At 46.6% G+C, this 26,498-nt stretch carries 24 protein-coding genes; 16 read left to right on the top strand and 8 right to left on the bottom strand.

What is annotated here, in order from left to right:
- Positions 1–40: 40 nt before the first annotated feature.
- From pdxR to ACVA58_RS10575, 7 genes are all read left to right on the top strand, one after another.
- Complete coding sequence (gene pdxR / locus ACVA58_RS10605) at positions 41–1,525, top strand: MocR-like pyridoxine biosynthesis transcription factor PdxR (RefSeq protein ID WP_446510412.1); 1,485 nt, start codon at positions 41–43, stop codon at positions 1,523–1,525.
- 75 nt (positions 1,526–1,600) lie between these two features.
- Positions 1,601–2,350, top strand: coding sequence for a TSUP family transporter (locus ACVA58_RS10600; RefSeq protein WP_446510411.1), 750 nt, complete (start codon positions 1,601–1,603; stop codon positions 2,348–2,350).
- 14 nt (positions 2,351–2,364) lie between these two features.
- Positions 2,365–3,141: an SDR family NAD(P)-dependent oxidoreductase gene (locus ACVA58_RS10595; protein ID WP_446510410.1), complete on the top strand. Its 777-nt coding sequence runs from the start codon at positions 2,365–2,367 to the stop codon at positions 3,139–3,141.
- A 12-nt stretch (positions 3,142–3,153) separates the two neighbouring features.
- Positions 3,154–4,275, top strand: coding sequence for an alanine dehydrogenase (gene ald, locus ACVA58_RS10590; protein ID WP_446510409.1), 1,122 nt, complete (start codon positions 3,154–3,156; stop codon positions 4,273–4,275).
- A gap of 158 nt (positions 4,276–4,433) precedes the next feature.
- A complete protein-coding gene (locus ACVA58_RS10585; protein ID WP_446510408.1) occupies positions 4,434–5,765 on the top strand; it encodes an aspartate aminotransferase family protein in 1,332 nt (443 codons plus the stop codon).
- A gap of 52 nt (positions 5,766–5,817) precedes the next feature.
- Positions 5,818–6,669, top strand: a complete 852-nt coding sequence (locus ACVA58_RS10580) for a 3-keto-5-aminohexanoate cleavage protein (RefSeq protein ID WP_446510407.1) — start codon at positions 5,818–5,820, stop codon at positions 6,667–6,669.
- A gap of 60 nt (positions 6,670–6,729) precedes the next feature.
- Positions 6,730–7,701, top strand: coding sequence for a TAXI family TRAP transporter solute-binding subunit (locus ACVA58_RS10575; protein WP_446510406.1), 972 nt, complete (start codon positions 6,730–6,732; stop codon positions 7,699–7,701).
- Positions 7,702–7,808: 107 nt separating this feature from the next.
- Here the strand turns inward: ACVA58_RS10575 and ACVA58_RS10570 are convergent, their stop codons facing one another.
- The 3 genes from ACVA58_RS10570 to ACVA58_RS10560 form a co-directional block, all read right to left on the bottom strand.
- Positions 7,809–9,281 carry a C69 family dipeptidase gene (locus ACVA58_RS10570; RefSeq protein ID WP_446510405.1) on the bottom strand — a complete coding sequence of 491 codons (1,473 nt, stop codon included), beginning with the start codon at positions 9,279–9,281 and terminating at the stop codon, positions 7,809–7,811.
- Between the two features lie 177 nt (positions 9,282–9,458).
- Positions 9,459–10,370: a LysR substrate-binding domain-containing protein gene (locus ACVA58_RS10565; protein ID WP_446510404.1), complete on the bottom strand. Its 912-nt coding sequence runs from the start codon at positions 10,368–10,370 to the stop codon at positions 9,459–9,461.
- A 148-nt stretch (positions 10,371–10,518) separates the two neighbouring features.
- Positions 10,519–11,154: a CatB-related O-acetyltransferase gene (locus ACVA58_RS10560; RefSeq protein WP_446510403.1), complete on the bottom strand. Its 636-nt coding sequence runs from the start codon at positions 11,152–11,154 to the stop codon at positions 10,519–10,521.
- Positions 11,155–11,792: 638 nt separating this feature from the next.
- Here ACVA58_RS10560 and ACVA58_RS10555 point away from each other — a divergent pair.
- The gene (locus tag ACVA58_RS10555) at positions 11,793–11,999 is read left to right on the top strand and encodes a hypothetical protein (RefSeq protein WP_446510402.1); all 207 of its coding nucleotides are present in this window, start codon (positions 11,793–11,795) and stop codon (positions 11,997–11,999) included.
- A 152-nt stretch (positions 12,000–12,151) separates the two neighbouring features.
- Here ACVA58_RS10555 and ACVA58_RS10550 read toward each other — a convergent pair whose 3' ends face one another.
- The 3 genes from ACVA58_RS10550 to malI form a co-directional block, all read right to left on the bottom strand.
- Positions 12,152–12,709, bottom strand: coding sequence for a DUF1439 domain-containing protein (locus ACVA58_RS10550; protein ID WP_446510401.1), 558 nt, complete (start codon positions 12,707–12,709; stop codon positions 12,152–12,154).
- A 207-nt stretch (positions 12,710–12,916) separates the two neighbouring features.
- A complete protein-coding gene (locus tag ACVA58_RS10545) occupies positions 12,917–14,029 on the bottom strand; it encodes an NADH:flavin oxidoreductase (protein ID WP_446510400.1) in 1,113 nt (370 codons plus the stop codon).
- A gap of 115 nt (positions 14,030–14,144) precedes the next feature.
- Positions 14,145–15,167, bottom strand: coding sequence for a Mal regulon transcriptional regulator MalI (malI, locus tag ACVA58_RS10540; RefSeq protein WP_446510399.1), 1,023 nt, complete (start codon positions 15,165–15,167; stop codon positions 14,145–14,147).
- A 298-nt stretch (positions 15,168–15,465) separates the two neighbouring features.
- Between malI and malX the strand changes: the two genes are divergently transcribed.
- From malX to ACVA58_RS10505, 7 genes are all read left to right on the top strand, one after another.
- Entirely contained in the window at positions 15,466–17,037 is a 1,572-nt protein-coding gene (gene malX / locus ACVA58_RS10535; RefSeq protein ID WP_446510398.1) for a maltose/glucose-specific PTS transporter subunit IIBC, read from the top strand.
- Positions 17,038–17,169: 132 nt separating this feature from the next.
- The gene (locus ACVA58_RS10530) at positions 17,170–18,342 is read left to right on the top strand and encodes a MalY/PatB family protein (protein WP_446510397.1); all 1,173 of its coding nucleotides are present in this window, start codon (positions 17,170–17,172) and stop codon (positions 18,340–18,342) included.
- A gap of 138 nt (positions 18,343–18,480) precedes the next feature.
- Positions 18,481–18,897, top strand: a complete 417-nt coding sequence (locus ACVA58_RS10525) for a hypothetical protein (RefSeq protein ID WP_446510396.1) — start codon at positions 18,481–18,483, stop codon at positions 18,895–18,897.
- A gap of 69 nt (positions 18,898–18,966) precedes the next feature.
- The gene (locus ACVA58_RS10520) at positions 18,967–20,142 is read left to right on the top strand and encodes an amidohydrolase (protein WP_446510395.1); all 1,176 of its coding nucleotides are present in this window, start codon (positions 18,967–18,969) and stop codon (positions 20,140–20,142) included.
- A 164-nt stretch (positions 20,143–20,306) separates the two neighbouring features.
- Positions 20,307–21,599: an MATE family efflux transporter gene (locus tag ACVA58_RS10515; protein WP_446510438.1), complete on the top strand. Its 1,293-nt coding sequence runs from the start codon at positions 20,307–20,309 to the stop codon at positions 21,597–21,599.
- A gap of 226 nt (positions 21,600–21,825) precedes the next feature.
- Positions 21,826–22,707 (top strand): NAD(P)-dependent oxidoreductase, encoded by an 882-nt coding sequence (locus ACVA58_RS10510; protein ID WP_446510394.1) that lies wholly within the window; start codon positions 21,826–21,828, stop codon positions 22,705–22,707.
- 409 nt (positions 22,708–23,116) lie between these two features.
- Positions 23,117–23,818 carry a hypothetical protein gene (locus tag ACVA58_RS10505; protein WP_446510393.1) on the top strand — a complete coding sequence of 234 codons (702 nt, stop codon included), beginning with the start codon at positions 23,117–23,119 and terminating at the stop codon, positions 23,816–23,818.
- Positions 23,819–23,899: 81 nt separating this feature from the next.
- Here ACVA58_RS10505 and ACVA58_RS10500 read toward each other — a convergent pair whose 3' ends face one another.
- Positions 23,900–25,390 carry a SulP family inorganic anion transporter gene (locus ACVA58_RS10500; RefSeq protein ID WP_446510392.1) on the bottom strand — a complete coding sequence of 497 codons (1,491 nt, stop codon included), beginning with the start codon at positions 25,388–25,390 and terminating at the stop codon, positions 23,900–23,902.
- A 337-nt stretch (positions 25,391–25,727) separates the two neighbouring features.
- Complete coding sequence (gene nadS / locus ACVA58_RS10495; RefSeq protein WP_107349324.1) at positions 25,728–25,943, bottom strand: NadS family protein; 216 nt, start codon at positions 25,941–25,943, stop codon at positions 25,728–25,730.
- Between the two features lie 333 nt (positions 25,944–26,276).
- Here nadS and ACVA58_RS10490 point away from each other — a divergent pair, with 333 nt between their 5' ends.
- The gene (locus ACVA58_RS10490) at positions 26,277–26,489 is read left to right on the top strand and encodes a hypothetical protein (RefSeq protein ID WP_446510391.1); all 213 of its coding nucleotides are present in this window, start codon (positions 26,277–26,279) and stop codon (positions 26,487–26,489) included.
- Positions 26,490–26,498 lie beyond the last annotated feature (9 nt).

Here is a 26,498-nt window from a genome sequence, read left to right as displayed (position 1 = left end):
ATAAAAGACTATCGATGTTTTAGACGCAAAGGATCCTGCGATGAAAAACGAGCACCTTATTCACATTCAATTTTCACCGGAACGCAGTCTTCAAGAACAGATACGCGAGCACTTATTAGAGAAAATCGGTAACGGACTATTTTCTGACAAGGCACTGCCATCCTGTCGTAAGCTGGCTTCGATGCTGCGGGTATCACGCAATACGGTTGTCTTGGTGTACGACCGCTTAGTCGACGAAGGGTATCTTCTCTCTCACCAACGCAGTGGTTATTACGTCAACCCTACGGCCTCACACCAATCTGTAATGCCTGATGACATCACGCCCAACGGCAGCACAAAACCTGCACAGTTTTGGCGCAAACGGTTCAAAACGGATGTGGCTCAACAGCGTAATATAGAGAAGCCGAGTGATTGGCAACGCTATCCGTACCCTTTCATTTTTGGCCAGCCCGATCACTCACTTTTTCCGCTCAACCATTGGCGCGAATGTGGACGACTAGCCCAACGAGCCAGTGTGATCAAAGACTGGGTCTCAGATTCCGTCGATTGCGATGATCCAGCCTTGATTAAGCAGCTACAGAACAATGTACTCAGCAAAAGGGGGATTCATGCCAAACCGGAGCAAATCCTGATCACTATAGGCACCCAAAACTCACTTTATTTGTTAGCAAAACTGCTGACCGGAAAGGAAACGTCTGTTGGTGTTGAAGATCCTGGCTACCCTGATGCGCGCAATATATTTTCCAGCCATGGTGCACAAATACAGCCTTTATCGGTCGACCTACAAGGCCTTACCATCAATCCAGTCTTATATGGCTGCGACTATGTCTATACAACTCCCAGCCATCAGGTGCCGACCAACGTCACGATGTCTATGCCACGCCGCCAAGCCTTGCTTGATGCTGCCGAAGAACACGATTTTGTCATCATCGAAGATGATTATGACAGCGAGGTCAATTTAACCGCCCAGCCCCAACCTTCGCTTAAAAGCCTCGACCACCACAACCGGGTGATCTATGTCGGCAGTTTGTCGAAATCCCTTTCCCCCGGCTTACGGGTTGGCTTCATGGTTGCCGATGAGGCTCTGATCACCGCAGCCAGACAACTCCGGCGATTAATGTATCGCCATCCACCTGCGAACAACCAACGAACCTGCGCACTGTTTATCTCTATGGGGTATTACGATACATACCTGCGCAAACTGCGCAGTCACTATGCCGAGAAATGGCAGATCATGCGACACAGCCTTGAGACCTACCTGCCTCATTGCATGACCAATAGCACCTTGGGTGGCAGCGCTTTTTGGTTAGCCCTACCATCAGGTATTTCGAGCAAGGAGCTACAGCATCACGCCAAACAAGCTGGGATACTGATAGAAGCTGGAGATGTCCATTTTGCTTCACCGAACCAACAAACCCAAAGTTATGTGCGGTTAGGGTTCTTTGCTATCCCCGAGCAAAAAATACAACAAGGGATACACAAATTGGCCGAAATCCTTGATGCACTGTCCCAACAAAAATACTGAACTGGCTCTAATCAACCACACTGCCAAACCGTAACCTAGTGCTATGTTTCAACGGCACAGACCAAGGAAGGCAGTGTGATTATCTCTATTGTAATACCCGCAACGCTGTTTTTTGCTGCTTTCGTCCGCGGCTATACCGGATTCGGTTTTTCTGCAATTGCGATTTTAGTACTGACCCTACGCTACCCCGTCGCCGAGACCGTTCCAGCAGTCTTGTTACTTGATTTACTCATCAGCCTACCACTGGTGGCTAGCAGCTGGGATCGTACCGATTTTCGCGCCTTACGCCGGATATTACTGGCGACATTTGCGGGTGTTCCAGTCGGCCTTGCACTACTGCACTGGCTGCCGGAAACAGGCCTGAAACTACTGGTGCCTGCGACAGTCCTTGCCATGGCATTACTACCTAAATTCAATCATGCAATCGCACGTAAAGCCCTCGCCTCTCCAGAACTTTGCGGCATCATGTCAGGCTGGACAACCAGCGCGGTATCCGCAGGCGGCGCACCGGTGGTGATCCATCTACGCTATAGCGGGCTGCCCTTTAGCCAACAGCGCGATACCTTGATTAGTTATTTTTTTCTCACGACCTGCCTTGCCGTTAGCTTGGGCTATGCCGTCGAGAAACAGTTTTATTTGCTACCAGAGGCTCCACTTTTCACCGGCCTGCTTGCCGTTGTGGGGGTTAGCGCAGGCCAATACCTTTTCCGCCGTAAACATATCGCGATTGTCCATCACGGCGCTTATTACTTACTGCTGTTACTCTCTGGCTGGTTGTTAATTCGTGCCATTACCAGACAATTTTTACCGCTGCTTTGGGATTAATAAGGAGATTAACCATGGCTCAACCAACCGTCTTCATTACTGGTGCTACGTCCGGGTTCGGGCTTGCCACTGCCAGGCATTTTGCTCGCCAAGGTTACGCCCTGATCATTACAGGCCGCCGCGAAGAACGCTTACGCACTCTCACTGATGAGTTGTCAGAATACACAAGTGTTTACCATGCTCAGATGGATGTGAGGGATGCCCAGCAAGTTCAGCAGGTCATTACCGACTTACCGTCAGCATTTCGCCAAATCGAAGTCTTGGTCAATAACGCCGGCCTTGCACTTGGAGCCTCACCCGCAGACCAAGCCAAATTGAGCGACTGGCACACCATGATCGATACCAATGTGACAGGCTTAGTCAACGTGACCCATGCCTTGCTCCCAATTCTTAAGCAACAAACCAAAGCCAGCATCATCAACCTCGCCAGTATTGCTGCCAACTGGGCCTACCCTGGCAGCCATGTCTATGGTGCCAGCAAAGCCTTTGTTGCGCAGTTCAGCCGCAACTTGCGCAGTGACTTTGCAGGCACCGGGGTGCGTGTTACTAGCCTTGAACCCGGTCTGTCAGAAAGTGAGTTCAGCTTAATCCGGTTCGAGGGTGACCAAGGCAAGTACAACGCTATTTATGAACAAGCTAACCCTCTGCAACCAGAAGATATTGCAGAGATCATTGGCTGGATCGCCGAGCAACCAGCCCATATCAACATCAACAGCCTTGAAGTGATGCCGACCTCGCAAGCATGGGACAACTTCAAGGTGATCAAACAAGATAAATTCGACATTGTATAAAAGGAGTTAACTATGAAAATTGGCGTACCTAAGGAAATTAAGGTCCATGAATACCGCGTTGGCATGACCCCAGCCAGCGTCCGTGAAGTCTGTGCCCAAGGCCACACCGTGTATATAGAAACCACTGCTGGAGTTGGTATCGGGTGCAGTGATGCAGAATACCGTCAGGCCGGCGCTGAAATTTTGCCTGACGCCGATGCGGTTTTTGCAACGGCAGACATGATCGTCAAGGTCAAAGAGCCTTTGGCGATAGAACGCGCCAAGCTGCGTGCCGGACAGCTCCTCTTCACCTACCTTCACCTTGCACCCGATATGGCACAAACCGAAGATCTGCTTGCCAGTGAAGCGGTGTGTATTGCCTATGAAACCGTCACCGGACCTAATAACAGCCTACCGTTGCTGGCACCTATGTCGGAAGTGGCAGGACGGATGTCGATACAAGCTGGTGCCGCTTGCCTAGAAAAATCCCAAGGTGGTGTGGGGCTATTGCTGGGCGGGGTTGCGGGTGTCGCCCCGGCAAAAGTGAGTATTATTGGCGGTGGTGTGGTGGGTTCTAATGCCGCACAGATGGCCGTTGGGCTAGGCGCTGAAACGACTATTCTGGATAACAATATTGATACCCTGCGTAAACTCAATGCTCAATTCGGGGCTAGTGTAAAAACCGTCTATTCCAACCAACAAAATCTTGAAGACGCGGTTGTCGGCGCAGATTTAGTGATTGGCGGCGTGTTAATCCCAGGGGCTGCGGCACCGAAACTGGTCAGTGAAGCGATGATACAAGCTATGCGCCCAGGCTCTGCGGTGGTTGATGTCGCCATCGATCAGGGTGGCTGTTTTGCAACGTCAAAAGTCACCACCCATGATGCGCCAACCTATATTGTCGATGATGTAGTGCACTATTGTGTCGGTAACATGCCCGGCGCCTTGGCCCGGACTTCTGCTTTCGCCCTCAACAATGCCACCCTGCCATACATCCTCCGCTTGGCAAACCTTGGCTACAAACGCGCTTTGCAGGCCGATCTGCACCTCAAGAATGGTCTGAATGTCATCCATGGCAAGGTTACCAATGAAAGTGTGGCGAAAAGCCTCGATCTATCCTTTATCTCACAGGATAAAGCACTAGAGATCGCTTAAAACAAAAAAGGCCGGTAGCGAGTCACTCAACGCTTACCGGCCAAAGGATACATTCCGCGCCCTATTCCTTTTCCTCATACCCCTGTAATTTTATTCGTTTGTTCGTCTTCCTGTTTAGCTCAACAATCAAACAAGCAAAATACATAAGGGATCGAATAATGAGCCACGTTTTCCATCGTCACTGCCATGCCCAGCTACCGACCGTTGTCAGTGGTGATGGGATATACCTTACTGACAGCGAAGGGAAGCAATACCTCGACGGCTGTGGCGGTGCTGCCGTATCGAACTTAGGCCACAACCATCAGCGAGTAAAAGTCGCTATTGCCAAACAGCTTGAGAGTATTCCCTATGCCCACACCGGCTTTTTCACCAGCGATAACAGTGAGCGGTTAGCAACACGATTAGCTGAACTTGCACCAGACGCTTTAAACCATACCTATTTTGTCAGTGGCGGCTCCGAAGCTGTTGAAGCCGCATTGAAAATGGCCCGTCAATACTTCGTCGAAAAGGGGAAACCACAAAAGAGCCAATTCATTGCCCGGCGGCAAAGTTACCATGGCAATACCTTGGGCGCACTCTCGGTCGGTGGCAATGAATGGCGACGTGAGCCTTTCAGACCGATACTCTCAGCGGCACACCATATTGCCCCCTGCTATGCCTATCGCGATCAACAAAAGGAAGAGTCAGAACTCGCCTATAGCTATCGTATCGCAGATGAATTAGAACAAAAGATCCTTGAGCTTGGTGCAGATAACGTCATGGCATTCATTGCTGAACCCGTTGTCGGTGCTACCGCAGGGGCACTGCCAGCCACCGAAGGGTATTTTAAAAGGATCAGAGAAGTATGCGATAAATATGATGTGTTACTGATCCTGGATGAAGTCATGTGCGGTATTGGTCGTACCGGCAGTTTCTTTGCGTTCGAGCAAGAAGGTATTGTGCCTGATATTGTCACTGTCGCTAAAGGACTCGGCGCCGGCTACCAACCGATAGGTGCAGCCATCGTCCACGACAAAATCTACACGGCGATCGCCGAGGGTTCAGGCTTCTTCCAGCATGGCCACACCTTTATGTGTCATCCGATGGCATGTGCAGCAGCCCTAGCAACTATCGACACCATTATCGAAGACGACCTGCTCAGTGTCGTTAAACGACGTGGCGAGCAACTGATGTCAAAGCTCAACGAGGCACTGGGACCACTGCCTTATATCGGAGATATTCGTGGCAAAGGGTTATTTATCGGTATTGAGTTGGTCAGCAATAAACTGTCGAAGACACCGCTTCCTAATAATACACAGGCCCATAAAGCCATTAAATCAGAAGCGATGAAAAACGGCCTGATGTGCTACCCCATGACAGGGACTATTAACGGCAAAGCCGGCCACCATATTTTGTTAGCCCCACCGTTTATCATCGAAGAGCACCAATTGGATGAGTTGGTTGGCAAATTAAAAACCTCGCTACTCAGCGCTTCGGCAAGATGGATGTAGTTATTAACAGTTAACTATCGCTATGGGTTATCAAAACACAGGAGTTGAACAGATGGAAAATAAACTCACTATCGGCCAAACCGCCATTATTGTGGCTCCTAACGGTGCAAGAAAAACCAAAGCCGATCATCCAACCTTGCCGATGAAACAGCAGGAAATTCTTGATGAGGTTATCGCCTGCCGGGACGCCGGTGCAGCCATGGTGCATCTCCATGCTAGGGATAATCGTGGGAAACACTCATTGGAGATCGAAGATAACCTCCATTTATACCATGCTCTCAAAGAGAAAGTCGGAAACAGCATTATTGTTCAGCTGACCACCGAAGCCGTCGGGCAATATTCCCCCGAACAACAAATGGCCCTAATCAATGAAGTCAAACCGGAAGCCGCTTCCTTTGCCTTAAGCGAGTTGCTCCCTGACGGCCACGCTCAAGATGCTGCATACCTAAATAAAGCCAGCACGTTCTTTCATAACATCGCTGCACAAGACTGCATCGCACAATATATTCTCTATAGCCCTCAGGATTTAACACGTTATTTCTCGCTGCTAGAACAAGGAATATTACCCCGACACAATCATCACATATTGTTGGTACTGGGCCGTTACGACAAGCTCCAAACCGCCACCCCGCAAGACCTGCCTCCCTTTTTGCAGCAACGTCTGTTTCACCATGACAGACGCTGGGCAGTCTGTGCATTTGGAAAATATGAACATCTTTGCCTAGCAGCGTCTATGATTATGGGTGGAGATATTCGAGTTGGCTTTGAAAATAACCATGTTAATCATCAAGGTACATTAGCCTTAAGCAACGCAGAACAAGTGGCTAACATCGCCGATACCGCCAAGCTCCTTGGCCTCGGCACCCTTGATGCTAACCATTTTCGCCAGCTCCTCACGGCTTAGCCAGACGCCGTATCCATTGGCTTAGCTTTATTGCGTAAAACTCATTATGAAGGGACTTCTATGGGATCTATCAACAAACTTTTTGCTGTCACCGGTGCCGCAGTGCTTCTCGGTGCATCTTCATTTTCCGTTGCTGAAAGCCGCTTTGTCACCATCGGAACCGGTGGGGTGACAGGGGTTTACTATCCAACAGGCGGAGCCATTTGCCGCTTAGTCAATAAAGACAGAAAAGATCACAACATTCGCTGCTCGGTAGAAAGTACTGGAGGCTCCATTTACAACATCAATACCATTCGAGCGGGTGAACTCGATTTGGGTATCGCCCAGTCAGATTGGCAATATCATGCTTATAACGGCACCAGTAAATTTGCCGATAATGGTGCGTTCAAAGATCTGCGCGCTGTATTCTCCATCCATCCCGAACCGTTTACTATCGTTGCCCGTGCCGACTCTGGAATCAAAACGTTTGAAGATCTTAAGGGCAAACGCGTCAATATTGGTAACCCAGGTTCAGGTCAGCGCGGTACGATGGAAGTACTAATGGAAAGGTATGACTGGACCATGGAGGACTTTAAACTGGCATCAGAGTTAAAAGCCTCGGAGCAGTCAAAAGCACTTTGTGACAACAAGATCGATGCCATGATCTACACCGTGGGTCACCCGAGTGGAGCAATCAAGGAAGCAACCACGTCTTGTGATAGCAAAATCATCACCGTTGCCGGAGACAAAGTAAATAAGCTGATTGAAGACAATAGCTTCTACCGCGTTGCGACAGTACCAGGCGGTATGTACAAAGGTAACGCCATTGATGTCACCACCTTTGGTGTCGGTGCCACATTTGTTTCTTCTACCTCTGTGCCAGATGACGTGGTGTACAACATCGTTAAGTCCGTATTTGAAAACTTCGATGACTTCAAGAAACTTCACCCAGCTTTTGCTCATTTGAAGAAAGAAGAGATGATCAGAGACGGACTGTCAGCACCTATTCATCCTGGTGCTGCGAAATACTACAAAGAAGTCGGCTTGATGTAATCACGACATTACAAGCAAAATCAAAGCTAACACTGCAATATTGTCTATAACAGCAAAGAGCGCATATGCGCTCTTTGTTTTTATGGGCTGAATATTGGCTGACGAAATCAGAGGCTCATGATCTTTTTGAACTCTTCTTCGCTGTATTTTTTCTCAGTACTCTTGGTCATGTCCGTCATCATCTTATAGCGGATCTCCGTTGCCATGCTCAATGTTCGCTGGAGCTGACCATAAGAGAAATCGGATGCCATTTCTACTGCGGTCGCCTTATCCTGGCTGTACATGTCTTTTAGCAACATATCCATATTGCTAACCTGCTTATACAGTTTGGATTCTTCCTTATCCCAAGTTTCTTTTAGCATCGGCAAGTATTTATCTGGGTTGGCCGTTGCCAGCGCCGTCAGGCTGCGGAACTGCCAGTAAGCCGAGTCATCGCTGTAAGTATCGGTCCCTACGGTGTATGGCGTTGGGTATTCTTGCAGGCTAGTGTACAACGGGACTAATACCGACTCAGACAGCACGCCGTAGCTTTGCCAGATAACACCTTGGAATTCTTTCGGCATGTCTGGACGAAGCTGGATAATATGAGATTCAAGCTGACGTTCGACGCGGATAGGTCGTTCGCCCTTGTCAGCTAACTTGGTTCCCTCATAGGTCGAGCCCAGCACGCTGGCCACATCCTGTACCGAGATCTTATCATCAGGCTTCATAAACAGCGGGTATTGTTGCTCGCGGACATCTTGTACCTGTGAGGGTGTCAGCATCGCCTGCCCCAACCACTCGCGATCAACATTATAGGTATCGCCAATCACACCAAAGGCTTTGGCGAAGTTGAACGAACGTGAATCTGGCTTATCTAGCAGTTGGTTATCTTCAACAAAATCCAACAGCCCAGTCGAGTGCATCACACCTTTCGCATCCAGATCAACACCATGGATCCGCAATCCATTGGCAATCATTGCGTAGCTGTTATCCGGCACTTTTACCGCAATCCAATGATGGCCAGAACCAATTTCGAACAACCAAGCCTCGTTAACATCCGCAATATACAGGCTGTTACCTTCACCTGCGCCGTACTCTTCAATGTATTGGCCAAGCAACTCTACCCCTTCCTTCGCGGTTTTCACCTGCGGCAGAATAAGTGTTGGGATCACCGCTTCAATGATCCCCGGTTTTACCAATGGATCAGCCTTCGCCGCTTTGTCGTTCACCTCGGCACTGGTGGTGGCAGAAACCGCAACGTTATATTGGTTTATACCCCGCTCTTCGTAATATTTGCCGTCTTTATCGACCGTTAACGCATCCCAATCCGGAATCGCCGAATAGGCATAAAATTGTGTTGGCATTGGCACAACCAAGCCATTACCCAAGGTCCAATCGCCATTTTCATTGATTTGCTGTGGACGATAGGCAAGGTGTTTATTCCAGTTGTTAATACCAAAATCTTCATTACGGGCAATCATGATACTGCCATCAACCGACGCCCCTTTACCGACAATCAGGCCAGTACAAGCGTTAGCACTCAAGCTTATTGCGGACAACACGGCAGCACTTAACAGCGTAATAGACATTTTATTCATCGTATCTCTCCTATGGTGTAACCACCCATCAAAAGAATGAAATATTATTCACTTATTCTATTTATTTTGATTAATACAGCACGTATATCGACTTATTAATCAAAAGGCAGTGTAAACACAAATAAGATTCATGTTTGCTGATAAGATCACGAATAAGGAGATACAAGGAAATTAACGCTACGAAGTATACGTTTGGCTACTGGACATCATCTCACCAAGCCACTGGTTGAAAACACAGACCTTCCGAGAGTGCCGTTTATAGTGAGGAACAATAACATAATAGCCATAATGGCTTTCCATTATCGCGTTAAGCGGATTAAAGAGTTCCTTGCTAGCAATAAGGCCATCGACCATAAAATCAGGCAGCAGTGCCAAGCCCTGCTGACTTCTCACCGCCGCGAGAGACATATAAAAGTGCTCAAACCCCACCCCATGATATTCCATCGGGAATTCAATATTTTGGTGGGTTTTAAATTGCTCCCACAACTGAGGCCGGGTCACTTGGGGCAGAAAAACATGTTTTGCCAAATCATCGCTATATCGAATCGGCGTTTTCCTAAGTAACTCAGCCGAGACAATCAAGCGAAGGTTTTCCCGGCACAACAACGTGGCGTTTTCATAATATTTTGCCAGCGGTAAACACCGAATAACAATATCATTTTCATTGCTGATATCTTGCACTGGCCCATCGCCCGTTTTCAGCTGAACCTGAATATTGGGAAAGGCTTCAGCAAAGCGGTTAATGAGCGGGATCAACCAAAGGCTAGCAAAGGATGGGGTCACATTCACCGTCAGCACCTCGTCAACTTGATCGAGCTGGCGTAAGCTGGCCGTGGCGTTTTGTAAGGCTTCCAAGGTTTCAGCAATTTGTGGTAAATAACGCAACCCCACACTCGATAGCCGAATCCCGTTGAGGTGGCGTTCAAACAGTGGCAGCCCTAACTGCTGCTCTAACTGAGATATCTGCTTGCTGACTGCCCCTTGGGTGAGGGAAAGCTCTTTTGCCGCCTTCGAAAAACTCAAATGGTTTGCCACTGCAATAAAGGTTCTGAGTGCCCTTATCGAGGGAAGCTCTTTCATATTTAGCACAGCCGCACCTTAAATCATTCAATGTTTAAATTTCAATTTATGCCCTCAGACAAATATATTCAATAAAAATCAGGGACATCTAGTCGATTAAACCTAAAACCAGAAAGCCTAAATGCAATAAAAAAGGAGCCCTTATGCTCCTTAATTATCATGCTTGATCGTATTTAAAATGCGCTTTTTCCAGCGCATCAAGATCATCACTACAAATCAGATCTTTTAGTGCGGCAAACTTACTCTCTGGCCAATCGTAAATTTTCAACGCAATCAGCCGTTCTATCTTCTCAGGCGTAAAGCGTTTACGAATAGCTTTCGCAGGACTGCCACCAACAATCGCATAAGGCTCCACATCTTTGGTGACCACGCTATTGGCAGCAACAATCGCCCCTTCACCAACAGTTACGCCCGGCATTATCATGGCACGCATGCCTATCCAGCAGCCATCACCAAGATGAGTGTCTCCCTTGGACTGATAAGCTTCATCAATTTTGTCCATAAACGGGTAGAGCGAAAACCAATCAGCACGATGGGTATGGTTACCGCCCATCAGTATCACGGCTTCAGCGCCAATACAGACATAATCGCCAATATACAGCTTATCGATTTCCCAGCGCGGTTCACGATGACAAGTTTGCTCATCGCCATGGAGGTAACGCACGACAGAACGCTCGAAACCATTGTCGTAAGCATCGCTGTAGTAACTGTGAGTGCCTTTGATGGAAATATTTTGGTTTTTGACGGTCGCATGGAGCATTTCCATTTTCGACCAATGTTTATTATTCGTCATCGCTTAGTTCTCTTTAAAACAGAAAAAACAGTTAGCCGACGAAAAAGCAATTCAAGACCATCAACCAAACGTCCGCACCTGCAGGTTATTACGGCGAACATGGGTATATCTGTATTGGTGGTCTCGCTTTATTCTTCGGCAGTAAATAATTGAAGTTTATCTACTGCCTGCGCTAAGCGACTTGGGGTTGCTTGAGGTAAGCAATTTTGGCAACGAAGACGCAAGTTTTTTTGCTAGTAAGCTTAGTCATCTTGTGCACCTCCGTTATTGAATGGTTTAAATTGAATGTTTCAGTGCGGATATCTTAGCGATATATCGCTTTCGGTCAATCTTTGCTTGCACGATGAAACAGAAAACTAACGTTACCGTTATGAAACGTAGCCTTCGAAGAACAGATAGAGCAGGACGTTCGAGAATACAGTGCAGAGACTCTGCATTATCAGCAGGACACAACAATTACAAAAGATACCAAAAGCAAAATAAAGCCCTTAAAAATCACCTTCCTTAGAAATAAACACCTAGAAGCACTACAACACTTAGCATAAGAAAAATTGATCAATCTCAAGCCTGCCCATCGATTTGTCTTATAATATAACTAAAATAAATTTGAATGATTCAAATAATAAAGGAAGGTACACATGGGATTTTCACAGCGTTTTGTTAAACCTATTGTCGCTATATCGGTGATTTTGGCTGGTTCTGCTATTGCGACTCACATCAAGTCTCGTAATAGTGATGAGCTTGATTTACAGAGTTCAACAGAATGCTTGGCTGAAAGTCTAGACAAAGGTTGCAATGATAGTCATAGCGTTCGTGACACTAATGGCTATGTTCTGGTGAAGTAATTCAAATACAGTACTGACTGCAGCATAATTTCACCCCTACAATAGGAAATTATCCGCTGTCGCAAGAGTGGAATAATAAAAAGGATTAGCTGTTACGCTAATCCTTCTTTCTTTTCATGCCTCTGACTGTGACGTAGAGCGCTAAGCTAAGGTCAATCAAACAGCTCTATCACTAACTTGTTATTCTTGATAACCAAGTTTGGCTCGGCCGATTTGATTAAGGCTTCCTGCACTGTTGAACTATCAAGCTTGTACACCGGCTGTTTTGATAGCGCGTAACCAATCATAGATACCGCTGGCTTTAAGAGTTTTTTGACTTCTGGAGTAAGCTGTTTACTACTTTCATCAAAGCGCTCTAAACGCAGGGATTTTAAATATACTTCGCCACTGTCTTTGTCATATTCAGGGTTCGCACTGAATTCGACATCCAAATCTAGCCCCATACTCTGCATACTGAACATCTGAACTTGTGCATTGGTACTGGCAAACACAGACACCCGGTCGGCATCAGCACGGCCAATTTTGACCTCTAAATCTTCCACCGCAACCTCTGCATACATGACATTTTCAACCCCGACCGATTGATCAAGGCTGACCGAATCTTGCAGGTAATTGGTCATATCTTGCTCTGTAATGCCGTAACTGGCGCAGCCCCCAAGCAAAGCAGCGGCCAATGCCACAGAAAATATTTTAACTTTTGTTTTTATCATCTATCACTACTCTTAACTATCTCCTCTTCTATTGTTAGCACAACAATAGAAAAGAGTTTCCTATGCTTTGTTCTAATGTCATCAATACATCATTCCTGCTCGTATCAAGTCATCATGATGTCAGTATTTCATGGCTAAAGACCAGATCAAAAAAGCCAGCAACATTTTGCTGGCTTAATCATCAATGGGAACAGGAGTGTGCCAAATTTACATTTGCGCGAGCTGTGACTTTCTTTCCTTATTCACCACACAAAAGTTTCCGCGCTTGGTACGGCACTTCGAGCAACGTTCACACTCAACCGGTGATCTATCGCCTTCTTTCCAGCGCTTTACCAAATGCGGCTCAGAAAGCAAAGGACGTGAAAGCGCGAAATACTGAATATTGGTGTTATTTGCAATCTTTTCTATCGCCGCAATATCCGTTAAACCACCCACGGTGATCACCGGTACATTCACTTCTTGGCTGATAGCGTGACCGTATTCATGAAAGTAACCTTCCTCTTGAAGAGTGTGCCCATCAAAAGACTGGCCGATCATGGTGTTTGCTTTGCCGTGAATATTGCCAGAGATGATAATAGCATCAACCCCGACGTCTTCCAGTTTTCGGCAAATGATGCGAGTTTCATCGAAAGTTAGACCGCCGTCAAAGAATTCAGATGCCGTTAATTTAACGAGAATTGGAAAATCATTACCCACCAGCTTTCTGGTTTCAACGTAGATCTCCATCAAAAAACGCATGCGGTTCTCTAGGCTACCACCGTATTCATCTTCACGACGGTTGTAATATGGGCTTAGAAACTGATTGATAAGATAAGTATGGGCAGCATGGATTTCAACGCCATCAAAGCCGGACTTTTGGGCCCTCAAGCTCGCCTCGGCAAATGCCTTAACGATATAATCAATTTCTTCCTTGGTCATCGCTTTGCCCTGAGTTTGGGTACCTTTCTCTGGTACTTCACTTGGCGCGAAAATGACCCTTTCGCCTAGGTTAAACGTGGTCTTAGTGCCACCGTAGGCCAACTGCATGACAATTTTAGAGTCATTGCGATGAACCAACTCGGTCAGTTTCTTGTATTCACCGATAAAGGAATCATTGTAGACCCCCATCATCCCTGCATTGGGCTTTTCTTCTTCTACAATGTTTGCATAACCCGTTACGATCAAACCGACTTCACCTTGCGCGAGTTCTTCATAGATAGCGTAAAGCTTATCCGTCATATGGCCGTCTTCTGTCGCCATATTTTCCCACGTTGCACTGCGCATGAAACGGTTCTTTAATGTCATGCCGCCAATGCGGGTTTCAGTAAACAAAGTGCTCAAGTCCAATCCTCTACAAATATCGTGTGGTACACAAAAAGTGGTGGCCGATATTACCGAGGATCCCAAAGGCAAAACTTAATCTAGATTAAGTAATAGCGATACATCGCACCACAATCTACGCCGAGCCACGGATAATCAGTTCAGGCGCCAATACAACTTTCTCAGCAACTTGATCACTCGCTTTCATCTTTTGCACAAGTCGCTTACCGGCTTGTTCGCCAATATCTTTGGCCGTTGACGACATAAAGGTCAGCGGTGGATGGGTAAGTTCTGCTTCAGCCACATCATCAAAACCAATTAGGGCGACTTGCTGGCCGATATAGTTATCACGTCCCACGGTACGGTTAGCTCGCTCGACACCATATACGGCCCCCAACGCGGTAGCTGGCCGATGGCACAAGATAGCGGTGATCTTCGGATGTTGGGTCAGCAATTCTTGAACCGTATTGGCAGCCGCTTTTTGGCTGCCCTCGCATTCGACAATCCATTCACTTTTAAACGGCAGTCCATACTGGATCAAGGTCGTGCAATAGCCGCCGATACGTTCTGCGCGAGTAAGAGAGTCCCCTTGCCCACCGACGTAGGCAATATGCCTGTGACCCTGTTCAACCAAATGCTGGGTAGCACGCTTGGCGGCCAATGTATTATCAGGCACCACGTAGTCGATATCATCATTGACGGTCGCCCGCGCGACACAAATCGCTGGTACTTCAGATTGCGCCAACATATCAATCACACTCTGGCTCGCCCCTCTCAGTGGGCTAAATGCCACACCGGCCACGCCTTGTTGAAGCATCGATTGTACGCATGCTTCCAATCGCTCAGGCGAATCGCCGCACTGGGCCAGGAATAACATGAAGCCATGCTTTTCGAGGATCTGGCTAAAACCTGCGGTGATCTCGGTATAAAAGGGATCGGTAATGTCCTTCAACACCAAACCGACCAAGTTGGATTGGTTCGAGCGTAAATTCGCGGCAGCCTTATTACGCACATAACCCAAGGCCTTGATCGCATCATTAACCTTGATAATCGTCGCCTCGGAGATCCGCCCCTTATTACCAAGCACCAACGAGACAGTCGATACCGACACCCCTGCATATTCAGCAACATCTGTGATTTTTACTTTTCTTTGGCTCATTAGCAGCACGTATCCGTCTTCGAGACACCAAGGATATTACATGCAAGTAAAACGTTCTATCGAGCTTTTCACACTTTTACCTCGATCACAGTTTAAATCACTAGCGGAAAACCGATCAGATTTCGTGATCCAACCAGCGAAATCAACTGATAAAACGTTTTATCCTATTTGCGAGAACACATTCAACACGTTGATGCATGAGCATAGATGGCTCTGCCTCAGCGTTTTTTTTCAAAAGTTTGATAAAACGTTTTATCAACTCTACCTACGACAATAATAAGGTTAGGGGTTACCCACTATGTCCAATACATCAAAGAAAACAACCTTATGGGAGTTTTTCCAGAGCCTCGGAAAAACCTTCATGCTACCAGTCGCCCTGCTGGCATTCTCGGGTATTTTACTCGGTGTCGGCAGCTCGCTGTCGAGCAGCGCGGTAAAAGAAAGCATTCCATTCTTGGATTTCATGCCACTGCAACTACTGTTCATGTGGATGACAAAAATCGGTTTGGTTGCCTTTATTTACCTGCCAATCATGTTCGCCGTTGCCATCCCGCTTGGGCTAGCACGTGAAGAAAAAGGAGTTGCCGCCTTTGCTGGTTTCGTTGGCTACGCGGCTTTGAACCTGTCCATCAACTTCTACCTTACTGTAGCCGGTGTACTCGGTAATGCCGATCAAGAAGCCGCTTACGGCGTGAAATCAATCATTGGTGTCGATTCTATCGACACCGGTATCTTAGGCGCGGTGATTGTCGGTATTATCGTGGCGAAGTTGCATGCACGTTTCTACACCTATAAGATGCCTGATGCGCTGGCTTTCTTCGGTGGCGCTCGCTTTGTTCCTATCATCACCACTGTAGTGCTGGGTGTGGTTGGTCTTATCGTTCCGTTGATCTGGCCTTACTTTGCAGCAGGTATCAACGGTGTCGGTACGGCGATTTCTCACGCCGGTCCATTTGGTCCATTCTTGTTCGGTGCCGGTGAACGCCTGCTTCTTCCTTTTGGCCTACACCATATCCTTGTTGCCTTGATCCGCTTTACTGAAGCCGGCGGCACCATGGACGTGTGTGGCAATACTGTTAGCGGCGCCCTGAATATCTTCTATTCTGAGCTTTCTTGTTCAACTACTGAGAGTTTCTCATCTTCTGCTACCGCCTTCCTGTCTCAGGGGAAGATGCCTGCCTTCCTTGGTGGCTTGCCGGGTGCTGCATTGGCGATGTACCACTGCTCGCGCCCTGAAAATCGCGGCAAAGTAAAAGCGCTGCTGCTATCGGGCGTGGTGGCCTGTGTGGTCGGTGGTATCACCGAGCCGCTTGAGTTCCTGTTCCTATTCGTGGCACCAGCTCTGTACCTGATCCACGCTGTATTAACGGGCCTTGGCTTCATGATCATGGGCCTACTGGATGTCACTATCGGAAATACCGACGGTAATATCATCGACTTCTTCATCTTCGGTATCCTGCAGGGAACGGCAACCAAATGGTATCTTGTACCTGTTGTGGCCGGGATCTGGTTTGCGGTTTACTACTCAGTATTCCGCTTCGCTATTACCCGCTTCAACCTGAAAACGCCGGGACGTGAAGTAGAAAGTGCCGAGCAAATTGCCGCAGCTGTAACTGGTGAGAAAACCACTGGCTACAAAGGTGACATCATCCTCGAAGCCCTTGGCGGTGCCGATAACATTGAGTCACTGGACAACTGCATCACTCGCTTGCGTCTTTCAGTAACAGACATGTCACTGGTTAACGATGCGGTGCTCAAAGCCAACGGCGCTTTGGGTGTGGTGAAGCTTGATGCCCATAACCTACAGGTGGTGATTGGCCCTCAGGTTCATTTGGTGAAAAATGAAATCCAAAGCCTGATGCCTGCTTAATCATCAGTGGTTACTGCCTGTCACTCCAGTAGTAGTAAGACCTGTTCCAGTGGGGAGCCTGCTCCCCACTTGGTATAAGACTGTGCTTTTCAAGCAAGAGCACAACCTTATACGTTGTTCTACGAGGCACTTATGTTTGATTTCTCTACTCCCGTTAACCGCTATGGCACTTACTGTACCCAATGGGACTATGTCCAAGATCGTTTTGGTGAAGCCGATCTCCTCCCATTCACTATTTCTGATATGGATTTTGAAACGGCACCCTGTATCCAGCACGCCTTGCAGCAACGCCTCACTCACGGCGTATTGGGTTACAGCCGCTGGAACCATGATGACTTTAAGCACGCTATTACGGGCTGGTTTACCAAACGCTACCAGGCAGAGCTTGACCAAGAGGCCCTCGTCTATGGCCCTTCGGTAATCTACATTATTGCGCAGCTCATTACCCACTGGAGTCAGCCAGGCGATGGTGTACTGATCCATACCCCGGCCTATGATGCTTTCGGAAATATGTTTGAAGCCAACCAGCGCCAATTGCTGCCAAGCCCGCTGCTCAAAACCGCGATGGGGTATGACGTAGACTGGAAGCAATTTGAACAACAAGCTGCCCGTAAAAAGTGCAAAATCTTGTTACTTTGCAGCCCGCATAACCCGACAGGACGAGTATGGCGCCGCGACGAGCTTGAGCGGATGGCAAACATTTGCCAGCGCCACGACGTTAAAGTGATTTCCGATGATATTCATATGGACATGGCCTATTCCCACTACCTACCGTGGTCAGCAGTGGCTACCAACAAAGATTGGGCTTTGGTGAGTTCAGGCTCGAAGTCATTCAACATTCCGGCCCTGACTGGTGCTTATGCCTTTATTCCCGATTCAGTATCGCGAGAACAGTACCTAAAGCAACTCAAGGCAGCACATGGATTATCATCCCCTTCTATCTTGGGGGTGATCGCGCATATCGCCGCCTACCAACAAGGTGACGAATGGTTAGATGCACTCAAGGAGTACCTGCAACAAAACTTGAGAACAGTGGCGGAGAGACTCAACACCGCATTTCCTGCAATTAACTACCAAGTGCCAGAAGGCACCTATTTGGCTTGGATTGATCTCAACCCTCTGAACATTAATATGGATGCCCTACAGCAGATACTTATTCATGAGCATAAGGTCGCCATCATGCGCGGTGATACCTATGGCGAAGAAGGGAAAGGCTATATCCGTTTAAATGTCGGTTGCTCGTTGAGTAAGGTAGAAGCGGGGTTAGATGCCCTGATAACGGCAATCAAGCAACTACAGCCATAACCGAAATAAGATAGCGATGACACACTCATTGGCATCGCTACCTCACAATTCTCATTCGGTAACAGAATATTTATAGTGACTAACCATTCGTTTTTGATAACCTAATCACCAACAGTAAACGATTGAGGCAACAAAGGAATGGTACTCATACTGCTATGCATTGTGTGTGGTTTGCTGACCTTGATGGCAGTCAAAGAGCGCGGGCAGTTTCGTAATTTATTTGCCGCCAGCGCACTTATAACATGTGTAATCAGTGGCTTTTTCTTGTTCGAACACATTCAGGAAGAGCGACGCCTTCGAGCCCTGACACCTTCAGCTCCTCAGTTTGAATTTGAAACCACCAGCCCACAAAATTATCTCAACACCGAGGGCGATGATTTCAGCTTTGAAGATCTTGAAGCGATCGCTTTCGAACTCGTCCGCCAATTAAAAGAATCAGAAGACAATAACCAATCCCTTCGGCAACGGCTCGATAGCAAACGGCAATTTATCTTGGATAATTGGGATGATGAACTACCTGGCGAACTAGATATTGGCGACGAATCCCTGCGATAGCCATCACACTTGCCTCCGACTATTCGGCGTAATCTATGCAACTTACACATTATCACTGCACAAAAAATTATGATCACGCCGATTGATTCCTTTGACCCTATCAACTTCCGCCATTTCCTTCATCAATACCCAGAGCTTTCACACCATGAGCGTCAAACCGCAGCGTTGATAAGCCAACAGCTGCGTCAATTTGGCCTTGCCCCAAAAACTGACCTCGGGGGTCACGGTATTGTGGTGGAATTCGACAGCGGTAAACCGGGTGAAACCAGTCTGTTTCGTGCCGATTTCGATGCCCTGCCGATTCATGAACAAGCATGCCACCATTATGCTTCCTGCCATTCCGGGATCATGCATGCCTGCGGCCATGATGGACATACCGCTACCTTGATGATGGTCGCCAAATTCCTCTGCGCGCATCCACCGGTCACAGGCAAGGTTCTGTTACTGTTTCAACCCGCAGAAGAAACAGGAGCCGGTGCCGCAGCCATGTTGCAAGAACCTTGGCTCGCCCAGCAACATATTGATAATGTCTTTGCTTACCATAACCTGCCCGGTTACCCGCTCAATACGGTAGTCATCAAACCCAATACGTTTGCCTGCGCCTCAACCGGCGTGACTATTGAGTTGTTTGGTAAAACCTCCCATGCAGCTAAACCTGAAGACGGCTTACCTCCGACTTTCGCGATGATGGAAACCATCACGTTGATCCAACAATTGCCTGAGCTGTTTCCCGATGTATTCGCATTAACTACCGTGGTGCACGCCTCACTTGGCGAAACGGCTCAGGGCGAGGCCGCGTTCGGTACCGCACCGGGTTATGCAAAAGTAGTTGCAACACTACGCAGCGATAACAGCCAAACTCTTTTGGCGATGAAGTCCCTTATCGAGCAACAAATCGCCGCCTTGTGTAAGCAGGAACAGCTCGGCCTCGAAATATCATGGCAGGAGTGGTTCAATGCCACCGTCAACTCACAACCACATTGCGAGCAGCTTATCCGGCAAGCCAGACTACATGGCCTACCGGTCAATATTATTGAAGAGCCAATGCGATGGTCGGAAGATGTGGCGGAGTTTCTCGCTAAATGGCCCGGCGTACTGTTCTGCCTTGGTAGCGGCGAAGATCACCCTCAGCTCCATAACCCCGACTATGACTTCCCGGATAAACTTATCGCCACAGCCAGTCAGTTGTTCTGTACATTGATTGAAGAAAAACATGGCAACGTGAGTGGCATGGCGATCGATTAACAAATCGGAACGATTAATCGGCAAGAAGGCTCTAGAAGTTAGCGGAAGGATTGAAATATAATAATACAATTATTCACCTTCTGAATCCCTTTATGCAACAAGGAGCCCTCTTGCAACTCTCTCCATTTGTTAAGAAAAACCTCACAACCGCGTGGCCGCTCGCCATGAACGCCTTGCTGATGCAGTCGATGTTATTAATCGACACAGTATTGATCTCACCACTTGGAGAAGTCCCTGTTGCCGCCATTGGTATTGCCACTGCCATTGTCGCTTTCTTGCTTGGTTTTCAAAACGCGCTGGCAAACGGTACCCAGTTGGTGATCAGCCGGGCATATGGCTCGGGTCGTTCCGAAGCGCTAAGCGACTCGATCCTAAGCGGAATGGCAATAAACTTAGGTGTTGCAATGCTCTTTTCGATGTTGCTGTTTGTGTTCGGAGAGCAACTGGTTGGCCATATTACCCGAGATCCTGAATTGCTTAAATTAACCGTGGGTTACTTAAATATATCCACCTTAACCCTGCTATTCAGCGCCATCACCCAGGTCATGATTGCTGGTTTCAATGGGTTAGGTAAAACCAAAATTCCTTTTAAGGGCTATCTACTTGAATTGCCAGTCAATACCGTGGCAACTTACCTGCTTATCCACTCATGTGGCTTGGGTGTTACTGGGGCAGCATTAGGCAGTTTAGTCGCCATTATGGTGCGCACAGGCTTCCTTGCTTACTGCGTCAATTTGGATGACATATTCACCCTGCGCAAACCAGAGAAACTCGCTAATTTTGCTTATCTTACCAAGCGCCATTTTATTGAAATTTTTCCGATTGCGGCCAATATGGCCATGCTGGCCGTCGGGGCAACTATTTACCAACTGCTTTATTCGCAGCTAACCCTATACGCCTATGTTGCCATCACCTTGATCATGCCATGGGTCAGAATGGGGAGCCAATTTACAGCGGCATGGTCTCACTCGACCGCCATACTGATCAGTCAGGCGATTGGAGCCAACAAACTTGATTGCTTGAAAAGCAATGTAGACACTAGCATTAAAATAACCATCATCTTTGCCATCATGGCATCACTCGGCTTTTCTCTGCTTAGCGTATGCCTACCATTTATTTATCCAGAGATGAAACCAGAAACATACCAAGCCCTCGCACTGATTGCTCCACTTTATATATTCTTACCCCTAGTTCGCACCTATAACTCTGTGCACGGCCATGCGCTCAGGGCACTGGGAAAAACCAAAGCAGTATTTGCCATCAATTTCTCCGGTCAATGGCTGGTATCACTGCCTTTGCTGGCTATCCTCATCCAGTTCTTCGACGCTCCACTGTTTTGGGCGTTCGCTATCATGCCGTTCGAAGAATGTATCAAGGCGATCCCATTCCGCCACTTGGCACGCAAGACGCTCAATGAATTCGATCAAAGCAAAGCGGCAGCGCTGAATTACCACTAAATCGGCGGCGCTTCACCGGGGAGATATTTTCTCTTTGCTAATGATTTTTTCTCGTTAGCACGATATCTCCCCAGATCACAATTCAAAATCAGCGCAGATCTGGCTTAGATCAAAAAACTGTGAACTGGCGAAAATTTCAAAGCATTCTACGATTGCTTTAAGACGAGCAGACGTATATCCTTAAGCCATATAGTCATACAATAGTATTTTATAGTAGGAGTCTGAAATGACTAAACCAGTAATTGGTTTCATCGGTCTTGGCCTTATGGGCGGCAACATGGTTGAGAATCTTCAAAACCGTGGTTACGAAGTAAACGTAATGGATCTTAATAAAGATGCAGTTGCAGCAGTTCTAGCTCGTGGCAATGCATCTGAAGCAGCTTCTGGTAAAGAACTCGCTGAGAAAAGTGACATCGTTATGCTTTGCCTAACGACTTCTGAAGTTGTTGAGAAAGTAGTATACGGCGAAGCTGGTATCCTAGCGGGTATGTCTGAAGGCAAAACGCTAATCGACTTCGGTACTTCTATTCCAGCTTCTACTAAGAAGATCGGTGCTGACCTTGCTGAGAAAGGCGCAGGTATGATCGATGCTCCTCTTGGTCGTACTCCAGCTCACGCTAAAGATGGTCTTCTAAACATCATGGCAGCTGGCGACATGGAAACGTTCAACAAAGTTAAGCCAGTTCTTGACGAGCAAGGCGAAAACGTATTCCACCTAGGCGCTCTAGGTTCAGGTCACGTTACTAAGCTTGTGAACAACTTCATGGGTATGACAACTGTTGCAACTATGTCTCAAGCATTTGCTGTTGCTAAGCTTGCAGGTGTTGACGGTCAACAACTGTTTGACATCATGTCAGCGGGTCCTTCTAACTCTCCGTTCATGCAGTTCTGTAAGTTCTACGCTGTAGACGGCGAAGAGAAACTAGGCTTCTCTGTTGCTAACGCAAACAAAGACCTTGGTTACTTCCTTGCTCTTTGTGAAGAGCTAGGTACTGAGTCTCTAATCGCTCAAGGTACTTCTACTAGCCTACAAGCTGCAGTTGATGCAGGTCTTGGCCAGAACGACGTACCAGTTATCTTCGACTACTTCACAGGTCTTAAGAAGTAATTCGAACATAATTTGACTGCGGTGCTGAGGCTGTAACAGCTTCAGCACCGTTGTTATTTCTCCATCTAATATCCCCTCAGAACCACCTGAAAGTTCCCATCCCTCTTGAATACTAAAAATTCGCACCTAATCACGAGCAAACTAGCTATTCTCCCTGTAATACCAATCTGGATAAGTAGTTGATCAAGTATTTGCACTGGAAAAATCGTTGTTATCAAGGCAGATATTGCAGTAACTAGTGGCTCTAATTACAAAAGATCTAACGCAGAGAACAGCGGTTTTAACCGGCAAGACTGATCAAATAATTATGTAGGTTGGTATAACCATCAGAAGCAATTAAGATATTTCGTACCGACAATACCCTTTCTATATACTTACACTCTAAGTGGGTCAGAAAAGAGCAGGTATAATGTTCAATCACGAATTAGGGAAGATATGTCTAATCAGCACACTTCTTCTTATTGGATGCAGTACAACCAAAGACGTCAATAGCATCAGCAATGCCCCCGAACTCCAGGTAGTAAGCGATAGTAAGATTGCCGAATGGGTAGATAACAGCATCTTGGCTCCGCAAGGGCTGTCACTTGCACAAGACAATATCCGCTACCTTAAAGGGAGTGCAGATCTGAACCGTGATGGTTTTGCTGAACATTTTATCTTAATTCAAGACAGCTATTTCTGCGGCACTGGCGGCTGTACGGCGGTCATCTTCGACAACAAAGGCAACATACTCAGCCAAATGTCAGTGGTTAAAACTCCTGTCCTACTAGTTGAAAGCAGTAGCAACGGCTGGCAAGATTTTATGGTGTGGAGCAACGGCGCTTTCCGCTTGATGAAGAACAACGGTGTTTCATATCCAAGCAACCCTTCACTCGAACCCAGTATTGATAGAGTAGCCAACCAACAAGCTGCTATGGCAAAAGTGATAGAAACGGAGCTCTACCAACAAGATGGATATGACATAATACCTTTTGAAACCTTAAAAATATGGGCTCCAGCAAACATTTATGATTTTACTTTCAAACATTACGGAGACCCGCATGTTGTATATCACGCGGATGTAGATATGACGAGCGGGAAAGTAGATATCAAAGCGACAGCATCACAGTAGCACTTTAATTTATAAAAATAGAGGCGTTCAAATGGCATCTAAGCCATTTGAACGTTTGTCACACATAACCCTTACTAACAATCAGTGACCAATTGCCTGATTCGCCAATTTTTCTGGCTTGTCGAATATGGCGAACTTGGTGATCATCTGTTCAGACTCTTCATTCATTCCCACGACATCAACCATAGAGCCTACCTCCATAAACTTGATGATCACTTTATCTAATGCCCCAACGGCGGTGATATCCCAGAAATGCGCATCAGACAAGTCTATCGTTACGTACTTCGTTGGGTGTTTGAAGTTGAACATATCGATGAAGTTGTAGGCTGAGGCAAAAAATATCTGACCATGCACCTTATGTATTGTATGTTCATTGAGAACCACCACATCATCTGTCACCTTCATGATCTTGCGGCTGTGGTTGGCATAAAACACGGTCGAAACAACCACACCGACGACGACGCCAATCGCAAGGTTATGGGTGAGGACGACGGAAACGACAGTCGAAATCATCACAGCATTGGCATTCAGTGGGTGATGCTTGATATCAATGATCGACTTCCAAGAAAACGTACTAATAGAAACCATGATCATGACAGCGACCAAAGCTGCCATAGGAATTTGTTTCAGGTAATCACCGAGGAACACAACCATAATGAGTAAGAAAACCCCGGCAGCCAAGGTAGAAAGCCGCGTTCTACCGCCCGAACTCATGTTGATCATCGACTGACCAATCATTGCACATCCCGCCATACCACCGAACATGGCAGAGACCATATTCGCGATCCCCTGGCCTTTGCACTCAGCATTGTTGTCACTTGGTGTATCGGTAATGTCATCAATGATTTTTGCCGTCATCATAGATTCAAGCACGCCGACTACTGCCAATGCGAATGAATACGGGAGGATAATGTATAGCGTTTCGATTGAAAACGGGACATTTGGGATCAAAAAGACAGGGAGAGAATCAGGCAGTGCCCCCATATCCCCCACAGTACGAACATCAACCTTAAACATGACGGTACAGACAGTGATCGCAATGATACACACCAATGGAGAAGGCAATAACTTGCCAAGCTTAGGGATATACGGAAATAGGTAAATAATCCCCAACCCAGCTCCTGTTAACGCATAGACATGCCAAGTAACACCTGTCAGCTCTGGCAATTGCGCCATGAATATGAGGATAGCAAGGGCATTCACGAAACCTGTCACGATGGAACGCGAAACAAAACGCATGAGATCACCCAGCTTGAGCAACCCAATGGTGTATTGCAGGATCCCAGCCAAAAAAGAAGCGGCTAATAAGTATTCCAGGCCATGCTCTTTCACTAATGTCGTCATTAGCAAAGCCATTGCACCTGTCGAAGCGGAAATCATGCCCGAACGTGAGCCAGTGAAAGCAATAACTACACAGATTGAAAAGGATGCATAGAGGCCAACTTTAGGGTCTAAGCCTGCGATGATTGAGAATGCGATAGCTTCTGGTATGAGGGCTAATGCCACCACAATTCCCGATAATAAATCTCCTTTGATGTTGTTGAACCAATTTTCTTTATAAAAACTCAGCATAATATCTCTTTTATATTTCATGTATTTAAAGCGAAAAAAAGTAGAGATATTAAGGTTATGGCGGCGTGATAATACGCTTACCCTCCATTTAAAAGAATAATAAATAAATAGCGAATATTATGATGAAAAGTATTACTGCATTGAGGTGTCGAAAATTAAGGAAATCATCGCTAAGAACAAAGTCTATTCCATCAATGGATTTATTTATTTCTTCAATATTTTCAAAGTATAAGTCAAGTTCATATTCATCATGTTTCAATATTTGACCCTTGTATGTGGCGAAAGAAATGGCCAATAGCACCTTGCAGGAAGGAATGAGATGCCATCGGTCATTTGTTCAGTTGAACTTAAATCTATAATAAAGCTCAAGATCTTTTTCCATCAGCTTAAGAGCTTTCTTCGCTAAACCAGTAGGATTACGACGCCCTTGCTCCCAGCTTTTGATCGTTTCTTGGCTTAGTCCAAGTGCTTCGGCAAATTCATGCTGGCTAACTTTTAGTCGCATTCTTATAGACTTGATATCAATATTTTCACTATGACATTCACTACCCATAATTAACCTCCAGCCAGCACAGGAGGTACATTGTACTCAGACTTTTTTTTATTACAACAGGAAAAATGAAAATAAATTGCTTATCTAACATTCCAAAAATTATCAGTTGATATAATTACCCTTTAAGGTAATCATATATTAGTTCTAAAAAGATGATTTAATAAAACAATATATTTAAAAAGTTTAAATAATATGAACTACGCCCATATCACTGAATTAAATGAACTTAGTGAGGAAGCCAAGGCTTTTCTCGTGTACTTTGTGTCACAAGATTTAACCAATGTGGCAGAGAAACTTTACTTTATAAGGAATGACGTCCCATTTGGAAATAAAATGATTAAGTACATGACAACCTTCAACAACGACTTAAATGGCCGTATTGAATACTGGATAGTATTCGATAATGATCAAGCAGCCGGTGTTGCCCAGCGCCTAACTTACGATGATAACTTTGAGACCTCGTTTATCCACTTCAAGATTAATCCAGAGGAAGATAAATACCTAGCAGCAAAAATAGCTAGCATGCCGCCAGTAAAGATGGATTAATGTGTCTCC

The organism is Photobacterium sp. DNB22_13_2 (genome assembly GCF_052873915.1).
The sequence above is the reverse complement of the archived record's forward strand: the minus strand, read 5'-3'. Positions and strand labels throughout refer to the sequence as shown.

Coding starts and splice junctions, on each gene's coding strand:
- ACVA58_RS10530 (WP_446510397.1), top strand. CDS start 17,170: ATGTTTGATTTCTCTACTCCCGTTAACCGCTATGGCACTTACTGTACC.
- ACVA58_RS10520 (WP_446510395.1), top strand. CDS start 18,967: ATGATCACGCCGATTGATTCCTTTGACCCTATCAACTTCCGCCATTTC.
- pdxR (WP_446510412.1), top strand. CDS start 41: ATGAAAAACGAGCACCTTATTCACATTCAATTTTCACCGGAACGCAGT.
- ACVA58_RS10490 (WP_446510391.1), top strand. CDS start 26,277: ATGATTAAGTACATGACAACCTTCAACAACGACTTAAATGGCCGTATT.
- ACVA58_RS10515 (WP_446510438.1), top strand. CDS start 20,307: ATGAACGCCTTGCTGATGCAGTCGATGTTATTAATCGACACAGTATTG.
- ACVA58_RS10560 (WP_446510403.1), bottom strand. CDS start 11,154: ATGACGAATAATAAACATTGGTCGAAAATGGAAATGCTCCATGCGACC.
- ACVA58_RS10550 (WP_446510401.1), bottom strand. CDS start 12,709: ATGATAAAAACAAAAGTTAAAATATTTTCTGTGGCATTGGCCGCTGCT.
- ACVA58_RS10500 (WP_446510392.1), bottom strand. CDS start 25,390: ATGCTGAGTTTTTATAAAGAAAATTGGTTCAACAACATCAAAGGAGAT.
- ald (WP_446510409.1), top strand. CDS start 3,154: ATGAAAATTGGCGTACCTAAGGAAATTAAGGTCCATGAATACCGCGTT.
- malX (WP_446510398.1), top strand. CDS start 15,466: ATGTCCAATACATCAAAGAAAACAACCTTATGGGAGTTTTTCCAGAGC.
- nadS (WP_107349324.1), bottom strand. CDS start 25,943: ATGGGTAGTGAATGTCATAGTGAAAATATTGATATCAAGTCTATAAGA.
- ACVA58_RS10505 (WP_446510393.1), top strand. CDS start 23,117: ATGTTCAATCACGAATTAGGGAAGATATGTCTAATCAGCACACTTCTT.
- ACVA58_RS10575 (WP_446510406.1), top strand. CDS start 6,730: ATGGGATCTATCAACAAACTTTTTGCTGTCACCGGTGCCGCAGTGCTT.
- ACVA58_RS10555 (WP_446510402.1), top strand. CDS start 11,793: ATGGGATTTTCACAGCGTTTTGTTAAACCTATTGTCGCTATATCGGTG.
- ACVA58_RS10585 (WP_446510408.1), top strand. CDS start 4,434: ATGAGCCACGTTTTCCATCGTCACTGCCATGCCCAGCTACCGACCGTT.
- ACVA58_RS10510 (WP_446510394.1), top strand. CDS start 21,826: ATGACTAAACCAGTAATTGGTTTCATCGGTCTTGGCCTTATGGGCGGC.
- ACVA58_RS10570 (WP_446510405.1), bottom strand. CDS start 9,281: ATGAATAAAATGTCTATTACGCTGTTAAGTGCTGCCGTGTTGTCCGCA.
- ACVA58_RS10595 (WP_446510410.1), top strand. CDS start 2,365: ATGGCTCAACCAACCGTCTTCATTACTGGTGCTACGTCCGGGTTCGGG.
- ACVA58_RS10525 (WP_446510396.1), top strand. CDS start 18,481: ATGGTACTCATACTGCTATGCATTGTGTGTGGTTTGCTGACCTTGATG.
- malI (WP_446510399.1), bottom strand. CDS start 15,167: ATGAGCCAAAGAAAAGTAAAAATCACAGATGTTGCTGAATATGCAGGG.
- ACVA58_RS10580 (WP_446510407.1), top strand. CDS start 5,818: ATGGAAAATAAACTCACTATCGGCCAAACCGCCATTATTGTGGCTCCT.